Below are 11644 nucleotides of genomic sequence, written 5' to 3' on the forward strand. Positions count from 1 at the left end.
ACGAAAGGCTGGCCGGTCCAATGACGCTGACCGATTTCATTGCTGTTGTGTCTGTTCCGCTCAGTCTTTTGGCCGGCGGTGCCGGTATATTCGCTGGAATTGGTCTGTCCAACAAGGAAGAGCGGCTGAAAACAATTAAAGGATTGCAGGCGAAAGGTTTTGGCCAGCGAAAAATACAGTTCGCGATCAACACATGGTCGAACATCTTTGAACGCTTCTTCGGCTCACGCTACTTGGCGCGTCGACAGCTATTGTCCATTCCTATCTATACAATCGTTATGTCGGTCGCATTCTTTGCGACGTGGATTGCATGGATTTATTTGTTGCAGAATCCGGAGCACAGACTGGGGCCGCTTCCTGTCGCTGTTCGCCTAGCACTTTCCGATTTCTATGGACAGGGGATACTGGCATGCATAGTCACGGATGTGATTGCAATTCAGATAACGAAATTTTCACTTCGGAGGCTCAGCGGAAGTGGACTTTTCTCTGCGAGATTTTTGGTTTCGTATCTGATTAACCTCGCAGCTTGTTTTTTCATGTTTACTGTCGTTGTTTTTGTCTTCAGGGTTGAGGACATGGTGAGGCTCTACATGCAAGTTGCGCCCCACGATCCAATGCCGGTGGTGCCCTATACTCCGTTTGACTATATCAGGTCATCAATTGATTTATTTCATCTAGAGACGACTATATATGTGACGTCGCGCGGATGGGTTTCAACGTACTTTATGCCGCAATCAGTTATCCTGTATTGCGCAGTCGCAACGCAAAGCACGCTCGTGTTTATGATCGTTGCCACCGGGTTGTTCCGGGCTACCCAGCTTTCAAAGACGTTCCTGCTCTCGGCGGTACGCGGTATGGGAACGCCACGTGCTAATGCGAATGGACTTGTAGTTTTCTTTGTGGCATCCCTGTTTGCGATAGCCATGGGCTTTATGGCTATTTTCTGGTTAATTAAAGAAATTCTCTAGAGGCTAAGACTGCTAATAGCGATTTGAGGGCGGAGCTATGCGCATCTCGCAGGACTTACTTGTGTAGGGATAAAGCGGTGTCGGAGGGGGGGGATGGTGCGAGCCCGGGTGGCCGCGTGCTAGACCATCCCGAGCCGCCGCGCGAATTGCCGGGCGCGCGAGCGCAGCATCTCTATGCAGGATGGCTGCTGTCTTTCGCCCGCCGCGGCTGCGGCATGCGGTGCATGGTGCCCCACCAAGCCCGGACTTAAGAATGCGGCCTTCCAAAGCTCGAACGAGATACTTTGGCAAATGCCAGACGGTATCTCTGGCGGTATTGCCGCAGAGGACGTGTTCAGATGTCCCGTGTCTTTGACCTTTGAGCGAATGCGCCGGTTGATTCTACGATGAAGTCAGCTGAATGCCGACAACTGCCGATTGTTTTTTTTCGGTACTGTTGACGGTATTGTCGAGGCACGAGGGCGGAAGTCCGGGCCCAGCAACGATGTAGCCGCTGGGTTGACAATTGAGTGGGGATGATATGGCGCGTTGGGGCCAGCCCGATCCCTGCACGGTCACTAGGCCATTTTCGGACGCTCGGACACCTGTGGCAGGCAGCCTCCCGCCAACTGGACAAAGTGCGCTACGCTATACGGCGCGCTTTGAGTCTGTGGCCGCTCGCGGCTCTTTGGGCCTGCCCTGGGGCTGTTCGCGTGTTTCCTTACTACCTCGTCGACGAAAGAGCAGGGGATCGTCCGCCTACCGCGCAGAAATGGCCGCTGTCTGATGGATTGCCGTCACTTAGCCGGCCCAGCGACGAGCAGGACAATTGATTAACGACGTCACGGTGAAGCAAGGTGCGTCGACCAGTCGGTCATCATCGCTGCGCGTTTTTCGAGTAGATCACCGCGTGCATACGCTGCCTCGGCTTTATCTTTCAGCAAGTGAGCGAGCGCAGCCTCGGCCACTTCACGCGGGTAGTGCGTCGTTTCACCGACCCAATCACGAAACGTAGATCGGAATCCGTGGGCCGTCAGATCTGATCGGCCCATGCGCTTCAGCAACTGAAGGAGCGCCATGTTGGATAGCGGTTTATCTTTGCGCTGGCCGGGAAAAACGAACTCGTTCTGCTTAATTGACCGCATGCGTTCTAGCAAGACCTTGGCAGCCGGCGACAACGGTATGCGGTGTTCCTTTCCTGCTTTCATGCGTTCCGCGGGGATTCTCCAGATTCCCGCTCCAAGATCGAACTCGTCCCAACGAGCTTCGATGACCTCGCTAGTGCGCGCAGCCGTCAATATCAGCAGCTCCAGCGCTTTCGCTGCCATCGTGTTGGTGGCCCGTAGTTGCACCATAAATTTCGGTGCGTCGACATAGGGAAGGGCTGCGTGATGAACTACTGCCTGGACCTTGGATCGTTTGGGAAGTAGATGGTCCAGGTGCCCTTTCCACCTGGCGGGATTCTCGCCGGCACGGTGCCCACGAGCGGTCGCCCAGTCGAGTACAGATTCGATCCGGCCACGCACACGTGAGGCCGTTTCGGTCTTCGAGATCCAAATCGGCTCGAGCGCCTTCATGACCAGAGCGGTGTCTAGCTCGGCGATTGGCAGCGACCCAAAATGAGGGGAGGCGTAGGTCGCGAGCGTATTGCGCCACTGGTCGGCGTGCTTCGCGTTCTTCCAGCCACTCGAATGAGCGTCAATGTAGGCCGCAGAGCATTCGTCAAACGTGGTCACCTTGACTGCACTGGCCTTGACCAGTGCCTGAACTTCTTGCTTCGCGTCGAGCGGATCGATTCCCTCAAGAAGCTGTTTGCGGACTTCGAGGGCCTTGATGCGAGCATCTGACAGGCTGACTGTATGGACGGGGCCAAGACCCATACCACGAGCTCGACCGTTCCTCATATACCGGAACAGCCAAGATTTGACCCCTCCCTTAGTGATCTGCAAGTAGAGACCTGCCCCGTCCCCATACAGTCCAGGCTTCGATAGTCGATTGACCTGGAGCGCGCTAAGTTTGTTGATTGCGTTTGCCATACTGGGATTCTATCCGTTGACTATCAAAATGACTATCAAATTGTCGTTGGATTTGTCTGGAATGTTATGGACGTCGATGGCCCTATCCATCGCCAGATCCCTTGTAAAATATGGGGTCGATAGATCTTCTAGGTATCTCCTGGAATTTGGATTGGCGGACCCTCTCTCCGCCACGGATAAACAAAGGGCTTCCCGAGTGGAAGCCCTTTGTACGTTGGCGGCTCATATGCCCGACGCCGTGATTTAACGTGCGCCAGTCAGCAACATCACCGTCATGGTGAGCGAACTGCGCCATCTTCACTTGCCATTTGCTCCGCCGCGCAACGCATCCAGGAATGCCCGTGCAGCGACAGTCGTCTCGCGGTCCTTTCGGGTAATGAGTCGAAACTCGGCGTGGTGGGTAAGGTGATCCGGGCGTAATGACCGCATCAGGTCTTGCCGGATCCAATGCTGCGCGTAGTGCGTGGGCAGGTAGCCGACAAACTTTCCCGAAAGAATGAGCGTGGCGACGGCCTCCATGTGGAAAACGCTCGCGCCGACCTTGAGGTTCGTGAGGATGCCGAACTCTTTCGTCTCCCGTAAATATCCCCGCGCGACATAGTCGAGACCACTCAGGCTCTGCATGTCAACGTCATCGGGCGCCAGTGCGAAGAGCGGATGCCCCGCGCCGCAATAAAGCTGAATTTCCTCTCGATACAGCGGCTCATAGATCAGGCCCGGTTGCGTATCTCGAAACGGTCCGATGCCGAGATGAAGCTTTCTCTCCAACACCCCGGCCTCGATTTCCCTGGGCGACTTGATCTCCAATCTGATCTCCAGATCTCGACTTTGTTGCTTGAGCATGCCGATGGCGCGTGCAATGTGCGATTGCGCATCGGTAATCGTATTGTCGACGACGCCAATCGCCAACTCGCCGCTGATCTGACCGCGTATTTCCCCAATGTCCGTGCGGAACACCTCGACAGACTCGAGCAGCCGCTCAGCGGCTCGATAAAGTGAGTGGCCCTCTTCCGTCAGCCGGAAGCCACGGCGCCCGCGCTCGCAAAGGCGAATGCCCAGGCGTGCTTCCAGGTCGGCCATATGCGTACTGATGGTCGACAGGTTCATGTTCAGCGCAGACTCCGCCGCCGAGAAGCCGCCGCAGTCCGACACTGTTTTGAATATACGCAGCAGACGCAGATCGAAGTCAGTTACTTTGATCATGACGATGGACTCATGGGCCAGGCAAACGAGGGATCGGCACGCAAGGGTGGCGGTAATGCTTCGGAAAATACCAAACTAAAGTTCGAACAATCGGGATTCCATAGGACGTGCGCAACGGACACACTCGCTTCACGCATCGCTCGGTGCCGCTTACCAGTGCGCGTCGGGCGATCCAGTCCGAGACACCCCTTGCCACCCAGGAATTGTCTATGAAAGAAAATAAATTCGCACCCATTACCGGTACCGTCATGCCTCGGTTTTCGGGATTGGCGACACTCATGCGGTTGCCTTATGTCGGTCTTGACGACGAAAGCATTCGCGCCGTGGATGTCGGCCTGATCGGTGTGCCTTGGGACGGTGGCACCACCAATCGGCCAGGGGCGCGCCATGGGCCGCGCCAGGTGCGCGATCTTTCGACGATGGTGCGCAATGTCAATCGGGCGAGCGGCATCAACCCCTTCGAGCTTTGCAATTGTGCCGATCTGGGCGACACCCCGGTGAACCCGGTCGACCTCATGGATTCCCTTGGGCGTATTGCGGCGTTTTACGATGCGGTCTGCAATGCCGGCATCGCGCCGCTGTCCGTCGGCGGCGATCATCTGGTGACGCTGCCGATCTTGCGCGCCGTGGCTAAGCACCGGCCTGTGGGCATGGTGCACTTCGATGCGCATACAGACACGTGGAATCGATATTTCGGCGATAACGCCTACACCCACGGCACGCCGTTTCGGCGCGCCATCGAGGAGGGCTTGCTCGATCCCAAGCGCACGGTACAAATCGGCATTCGGGGCGCGTTGTACAACGACAGCGAGAACGACTGGGGTGAGCGACAGGGCATTCGCGTGATTGATATCGAGGAATGCCGCGCGTTGGGCGTCGAGGGGGTCATCGCCGAAGCACGGCGAGTCGTCGGCGACGGTGCAACTTACGTCACTTTTGACGTCGACGCCCTGGATCCGGTGTACGCCCCAGGCACCGGAACGCCGGAAATTGGCGGCCTGACGACCCTCGACGCGCAGCGCATGATTCGCGGGCTCCAAGGATTGAACCTGATCGGCGGAGACGTCGTGGAAGTCTCTCCGCCGTTCGACCCGAGCGGCAATACCGCGCTGGTGGGGGCGACGCTGATGTTCGAGATTCTCTGTGTGCTCGCGGAAAGTATTCGCAGCCGCAAATCACTTTGACCACAGTGGCGGGCGTGGAGGGGGGCGGGCACGATGCTCGCCAGTCCTGTCTCGCTACGCCGAATTGGGAGAGACGGAATGAAATACCTGACAAAAATCGTCGGTTCGTTCGTATGTGGCGTGTTTCTGTTGGCGTGCGGTGGCGCATTGGCCCCGGCCCGCGCAGCCGAGAAGGTCGTCAACGTGGCGTATCAGACGACCTACAGCCCCTGGATTGCGGCGATGGTGAATGGCGCGTTTGAAAAGGCGACCGGCTACCAGATCCACTGGAAGAAGTTCGATTCCGGCGCGGCGGTGATGAGTGCAATGGCGTCTGGCAGCATCGACATCGGTGTGCTGGGATCGAGCCCGCTGGCGGCGGCAGCCAGCCGCGGAATGGACATTCAGTTGTTCTGGATTCTGGAGGACATCGCCAACGCCGAGGCGCTCATGGTGCGTAATGCGGCGAACATCCAATCGCCGAAGGACCTGGTGGGCAAAACCATCGCGGTGCCGGTGGCCAGCACAAGCCATTACCAGTTGATGTACATGCTCGACAAATGGGGCATCACCCAGCAGGTGAAGCTGGTCAATATGACGCCGACGCAGGCCGCCGCCGCATGGGAGCGAGGCGACGTCGACGCTGCCTTCATCTGGGGACCGGCGCTCGGCCGGATCCGGCCCACCGGAAAGCCATTGATCACGGCAGGGCAGATATGCGCGCTAGGCCGTTGCACGTTTGAGGGCATGGCCGTGACGAAGACGTTCGGGGCCGGCAATCCTGAATTCATGGCCAAGTTCATTGCGGTGCTGAACGCGACGAATCGAGACTTCGTGGAGCACCCCGACGCGTGGGGTGCGGATTCGAAGAATATGGCGGCAGTGCTGCGCGGGCTCGGTGGCAATGCCAACGACGCGGCAGAAGAAATGGCACTGTACAAGTATCCGACGTTGGCGGAGCAGGTCTCATGTCAGTGGCTTGGGTGCGGGGAGAAGGGCGGTGCGGCACAAACGCTGAAGTCGACGGCCGAGTTTCTGCTCCAGCAGAAGAAGATCGATGTCGTGAAGTCCGACTATCGGGGTGCGGTGGCGGTCCGGTATCCCGAGGCGGCATCCAGCCTGACGCCGAAATGAACGATTAAGGCGTCATAACGCGGCCCGGTGCGCTAATCGCCCACGATGTCGGGTCGCGCGCCGGAGCCTCCCGTCGCAAGCAATCACACACGCGAACAAGCGACGGTGGCGTGGCGCGATTTCTCGAATCGAGTCAATGACCGGTCGATGGCGGGGGCCTCGGGGATTGTGCGGACTGTCATCGGGTCGCCGCGTGTTCGCCAGAACTGCAAGCCCGCCGCTCGTATGGAAAAGTGCGGCGCCAAGGCGATGGCAGGATGCAATCTCCCACCACCCACGGAGGTTGTCCATGAATCATGTAGGCGCCGCAACGATCAGCACCTTACCGATGGTGCCCAGCACCGAGCATCGGCCTTTGGATCGCCCGAGTGAGCGTTTCATCGCAGATCTCCGGACTGTTGGACTCCAGGCGGCGGGAAGGCTCCGCTCGCCCATGGCGGCATTGGCGGTACGAACGCGTGACGACACCTCACAACGCTCGCTGCCGCTTCTGTCCGTCAGTAACCTGGAGAACTTGCCAGATCCGGAACCGGCCGTCGACTTCGCGTTTTTCCGCGAGCCTTTGAAGCAGAACGAAACACTTCTGAGTCAATGGGGGGAAGCGGCGAGCGCCGGTAGTCAATCCGAAGCATGGTGCCGATTCGTCGACGACATCAGTGTCCGCTTCTTTAAAGGCAGCCGGAAGCAACGCGTGATGGATGCGCTGATGCTATGCATCGACGTGCTGCCGCCAAACCGTAGGGCGGATGCGCTGGCGTGTTTGCTCGCGGACGGTGAAGAGGGGATGGCCGCTGCGGAGGAATTCTGGGAATACATCGGGCTGGATCGTATCCCCGATGCGGACAAGGATCAGGTGCGTGAGTTGATTCGCCAGTATGAAATAGGCATGTAAGCCGCCGAACTCCCTTTGACGTGCCCGGTGGGAAACGATACCCCCTCCGCGTTGCGCGGTTCGTTACCCGCCGGGCGCCAACAAGCGACCTATCCCTCTCCGACGACAGATCAAGCCTTGCGCGAGTCGCTCTCGGCAGCTTCCTTCGTCGGTTGCGCCACTGGCCCGGGCAAGCCGGTGATCTTCGGCACGCATTCGCGATGGAACCAGACGAGATTGACCGGCTCGCCAGCGAGCAGTCGCTTGACCGGCGGTACGACCTGTTCGCCGATCAGCATGCCGAGCAGCCCGATGAGCGCGACAGCCGGCGGTGCCGGGGACCGCACGCCGAGACCGCCGTAAATGATGCCGACGAGCACGCCGACGCCGAGCGATACGAGATATAGCTTCATGAGGATTCTCCGAACCGTCCGAACGATCAGAACGCCCAGCACGAGCAGCCGAGCGCACCCCAGAAGCCGCTTTCGTCAGACGCCGGCACACTGGACGACCACGCCCTCGCATGCGCATGACCATGTACCCCGCACGACGTCGCGCATGCACAACTCACGCTCACGTTAAGCACTTGCGGCTGGCGAGGCGAGTAGCCCACGCCATGCCGTGCCGGCGACCAGTCCGGCATGGCTGGCGGAATTTCCGGGGCATGGCCGCCGAAGTCGCCGTCGCCGTAGACAACCTTTCCGCCCAGCAACGTAAGCACCGACGTAATGTCCTGGATTTCGTCTTCAGGCACGCTGAAGTAGTCGTCGGAGAGCACCGCCAGATCGCCGAGTTGCCCCACTTTGATCTGCCCCTTCTTGCCAACCTCAGACGAGAACCATGCGTTGGCTTCCGTCCAAAGGCGCAACGCATCGTCGCGATCGAGCAGGTTGCCCGGCGCGGACAGGCGCAGCCCACCCACGGTCTTGCCCGTCACGAGCCAGTAAAGCGAGACCCACGGGTTGTAGGAGGCGACCCGCGTCGCGTCCGTCCCTGCGCCGACCTTCACGCCGCGCTCCAGCATGCGGCGGATCGGCGGTGTGGCTTCGGCCGCACGCGCGCCATAGCGCTCTACGAAGTACTCGCCTTGATAGGCCATCCGGTGCTGCACGGCAATGCCGCCGCCCAGGGCCGCGATGCGATCGATGTTGCGATCGCTGATGGTCTCGGCGTGATCGAAGAACCAATGCAGGCCGTCGAACGGCACATCCTTCGCGACCTTTTCATAGACGTCGAGCGCGCGGGAGATGGTCTCGTCGTAGGTGGCATGCAGACGCCACGGCCAGCGGTTTTCCGCAAGCAGCCGCACGACCGGCTCGAGATCACCTTCCATCGATGGTGGCATCTCGGGCCGCTCGACGCGAAAGTCCTCGAAATCGGCGGCCGTGTACACGAGCATCTCGCCCGCGCCATTGTGACGATAGAGATCGTCGCCCTGGCCGGGGCTGACTTGCTTGACCCACTGACTGAAATCCTCAAGTTCGGCCTTGGGCTTCTGCGTGAACAGGTTATAGGCGAGGCGCACCGTGAGCTGTCCCTCGCGATGCAGCGCTTCGATGATGTCGTAGTCCTCGGGGTAGTTCTGGAACCCGCCGCCCGCGTCGATCACGCCCGTCACGCCGAGCCGGTTGACCTCGCGCATGAAGTGGCGCGTCGAGTTCTTCTGATAGTCCGGGGGCAGCTTCGGGCCCTTGGCGAGCGTGGCATACAAAATGGTCGCGTTCGGCTTGGCCAGCAGCAACCCGGTCGGATTGCCCGACGCGTCGCGCACGATCTCCCCGCCCGGCGGGTTGGGCGTGTCTTTCGTATAGCCCACCGTACGAAGGGCTGCGCCGTTGAGAATCGCACGGTCATACAGATGCAGGATGAACACTGGCGTATCGGGGGCAACGGCGTTCAGTTCGTCGATCGTCGGCAGACGCCTCTCGGCGAACTGATGCTCGGTGAACCCACCCACCACCCGAACCCATTGCGGCGCAGGCGTACGGTCGACTTGCGCCTTCAACATGCGCATGGCGTCGGCCAGCGAGCGAACCCCGTCCCAGCGCAGTTCCATGTTGTAGTTGAGACCGCCCCGGATGATGTGCATATGACTGTCGATCAGTCCCGGGATGACGCGGCGGCCCCGCAGGTCGATGACCTCGGTGCCGCTGCCGGCCAGACGCATCACGTCGTCGCGTGTGCCCACGGCAGTGAACTTCCCGCCGGTGAGCGCCACGGCATCCGCCTGCGGATTGGCGCGATCGAGCGTGGCGAACTTGCCGTTGATGAGAATCAGATCGGGGGTGGGGGCGGACATGGCGTCCCTCCTGTCAGCGAGCGGGCACGGCCGGGATGGCGTCATGCGGCGTTGCGGTGCGCTGCGCCGCCTTGTGGACCATCGTGTAGGCGTAGTCGACGCCCATACCGTAGGCACCGGAATGCTCCTTGACGAGCTTCATCACGGCATCGTACGAGTCGCGATGTGCCCAATCTCGTTGCCATTCGAGCAGCACCTGCTGCCACGTCACGGGCACGACACCCGCCTGCACCATGCGCTGCATCGCATAGTCGTGAGCTTCCTTCGAGGTGCCGCCCGACGCATCGGCAACCATATAGATCTCGTAGCCGCCTTCAAGCATCGCGCACAACGCGAATGTGGTGTTGCAGACTTCGGTCCACAGGCCAGAGACGATGACCTTCTTGCGACCGTTGGCGGCGAGGGCGTCGCGCACCTTCTGGTCATCCCACGAGTTCATCGAGGTGCGTTCCAGCAACTTCTGGTTCGGGAAGACGTCGAGCAGTTCCGGATAGGTAAAGCCCGAGAACGATTCAGTCTCCACGGTCGTGATCGTCGTCGGAATATTGAAGATGCGCGCGGCTTTGGCCAGACCGACCGCGTTGTTCTTGAGTGCTTGACGATCCATCGACTGAACGCCGAAGGCCATCTGCGGTTGATGATCGATGAAGATGAGCTGGCTGTTTTGCGGGGTGAGGACTTCGAGCTTGGGATTCGACATGAGGGGCTCCGGTGGTAATGCGGACATGGGGGTGATGCCACGGCGGCAGATCTTTCGAAGCCTATGCCGTTCATGTTGCTCGGACTATCGTCTCTTCGTATTAGCGTCCGTCATCCCCTTTCTGACGCAGTCCGTCCGGCAATGTTTACCGAGAATAGCGCGGACGTTCGTGCTTTTCTATGGCGTCGAACGATATGTCTCGCGGCTATCGTATACTCGTCCGCACTGAATCATGACACTGCCTATCCGCATGAACGGGCTTTCGGATAACGATACCGCGACCGTCTACGTCGTCGACAACGAACCGGCGAGCAGAGACACGCTTTGCGCGCAGCTCTTCGCCGCCGGCGTATGTGCGCGCGGCTTTGCGTGCGGGGCATCGTTCCTTGCGAGCGAACGTGCTGCTGGGCCTGCGTGCCTTGTGGTCGATATGGATTTCGATGTGGTCGGGAGCGGGTTGGCTTTGCAGCGCGCCCTTGTCGCGATGCGGGATCCGATCCCGGTGGTCTTCATCGCCGATGACGCGGATGTGGCGACGAGCGTCCAGGGCATGAAGGCGGGGGCGGTCGACTTTCTCACCAAGCCGTTTGGCGCAGGCGTGTTGCTTGATGCTGTGGGCGCCGCGCTCGCGCAGGATCGTCTGCGCCTCGCACGCGAGAAAGTGAGCACGACCGTCGCCGACCGGGCGCAGCGGCTCTCGCCGCGCGAGCGCGAGGTGATGGCATTGGTCGCGGCGGGCCGCATGAACAAACATATTGCGGACGAGTTGGGCATCAGCGAAGTCACTGTCAAGATTCATCGCGGCAATGCCATGCGCAAAATGGAAGCCCGCTCCTTTGCGGATCTCGTCATCATGGCGCACAAGCTAGGCATGACGTCCCCAGCGCTTTATCACGGCGGTATTGGCCGAAATCGCCGAGAGACCGCCTGATCGACGGCGCGCGGTTCGCGCACCTTCATATCTTGTTGCCCCGTCTCCGGACGCATCGATTCCTGGCGCGCCAACTCCCGACAGATCGACGGCTCGACGCTCAACTGGGCGACCGGGGCGTCGTATGCGCTTGGCGCATCGTTATTTGCCGGAAATTTATCCCGCCATCTCCAGCGGCGACGCGACCAGCCGATCCATATATATATAAAGATGGCATGGGACGACGTCGCGCTACGCGGCTGCGGATCACTTGTAGACCGTTCCGGCGTGCAAGCATTTTTCGTTGGTGAGGCGCGTGTCGAGCATCGAACACGGCGCTAAACGGCAGGGACGCGTCGCCGCCTTCAAAAAAGTTTCACA

General features: G+C 59.8%; 10 protein-coding genes. 5 read left to right on the forward strand and 5 right to left on the reverse strand.

Annotated features, from left to right (window positions below; translation table 11 throughout):
* The coding region (locus A985_RS0101295; protein ID WP_026131533.1) for a hypothetical protein at nucleotides 1-968 on the forward strand (968 nt) is incomplete at its 5' end.
* A gap of 821 nt (nucleotides 969-1789) precedes the next feature.
* Here the strand turns inward: A985_RS0101295 and A985_RS23780 are convergent.
* Both A985_RS23780 and A985_RS0101305 read right to left on the reverse strand, forming a co-directional pair.
* Entirely contained in the window at nucleotides 1790-2983 is a 1194-nt protein-coding gene (locus A985_RS23780; RefSeq protein ID WP_039829682.1) for a site-specific integrase, read from the reverse strand.
* Nucleotides 2984-3280: 297 nt separating this feature from the next.
* The gene (locus tag A985_RS0101305; RefSeq protein ID WP_017231628.1) at nucleotides 3281-4186 is read right to left on the reverse strand and encodes a LysR family transcriptional regulator; all 906 of its coding nucleotides are present in this window, start codon (nucleotides 4184-4186) and stop codon (nucleotides 3281-3283) included.
* Nucleotides 4187-4395: 209 nt separating this feature from the next.
* Here A985_RS0101305 and speB point away from each other — a divergent pair, with 209 nt between their 5' ends.
* The 3 genes from speB (at nucleotide 4396) to A985_RS0101320 (ending at nucleotide 7375) form a co-directional block, all read left to right on the forward strand.
* The gene (gene speB, locus A985_RS0101310; RefSeq protein WP_039829683.1) at nucleotides 4396-5370 is read left to right on the forward strand and encodes an agmatinase; all 975 of its coding nucleotides are present in this window, start codon (nucleotides 4396-4398) and stop codon (nucleotides 5368-5370) included.
* Nucleotides 5371-5448: 78 nt separating this feature from the next.
* Nucleotides 5449-6483 carry a taurine ABC transporter substrate-binding protein gene (gene tauA / locus A985_RS0101315; protein ID WP_017231630.1) on the forward strand — a complete coding sequence of 345 codons (1035 nt, stop codon included), beginning with the start codon at nucleotides 5449-5451 and terminating at the stop codon, nucleotides 6481-6483.
* A 289-nt stretch (nucleotides 6484-6772) separates the two neighbouring features.
* The gene (locus A985_RS0101320; RefSeq protein WP_026131535.1) at nucleotides 6773-7375 is read left to right on the forward strand and encodes a hypothetical protein; all 603 of its coding nucleotides are present in this window, start codon (nucleotides 6773-6775) and stop codon (nucleotides 7373-7375) included.
* 110 nt (nucleotides 7376-7485) lie between these two features.
* Here A985_RS0101320 and A985_RS0101325 read toward each other — a convergent pair whose 3' ends face one another.
* The 3 genes from A985_RS0101325 to A985_RS0101335 are packed head-to-tail and all read right to left on the reverse strand — an operon-like array spanning nucleotide 7486 to nucleotide 10353.
* A complete protein-coding gene (locus A985_RS0101325) occupies nucleotides 7486-7767 on the reverse strand; it encodes a XapX domain-containing protein (protein WP_017231632.1) in 282 nt (93 codons plus the stop codon).
* A gap of 26 nt (nucleotides 7768-7793) precedes the next feature.
* Nucleotides 7794-9653 carry an amidohydrolase gene (locus tag A985_RS0101330; protein ID WP_017231633.1) on the reverse strand — a complete coding sequence of 620 codons (1860 nt, stop codon included), beginning with the start codon at nucleotides 9651-9653 and terminating at the stop codon, nucleotides 7794-7796.
* A 13-nt stretch (nucleotides 9654-9666) separates the two neighbouring features.
* Nucleotides 9667-10353 (reverse strand): hydrolase, encoded by a 687-nt coding sequence (locus A985_RS0101335; RefSeq protein ID WP_017231634.1) that lies wholly within the window; start codon nucleotides 10351-10353, stop codon nucleotides 9667-9669.
* Nucleotides 10354-10585: 232 nt separating this feature from the next.
* Between A985_RS0101335 and A985_RS23785 the strand changes: the two genes are divergently transcribed.
* The gene (locus A985_RS23785; RefSeq protein WP_198288634.1) at nucleotides 10586-11284 is read left to right on the forward strand and encodes a response regulator transcription factor; all 699 of its coding nucleotides are present in this window, start codon (nucleotides 10586-10588) and stop codon (nucleotides 11282-11284) included.
* Nucleotides 11285-11644 lie beyond the last annotated feature (360 nt).

It is taken from the genome of Pandoraea sp. B-6, from assembly GCF_000282835.1.
Classification (GTDB): domain Bacteria; phylum Pseudomonadota; class Gammaproteobacteria; order Burkholderiales; family Burkholderiaceae; genus Pandoraea; species Pandoraea cepalis.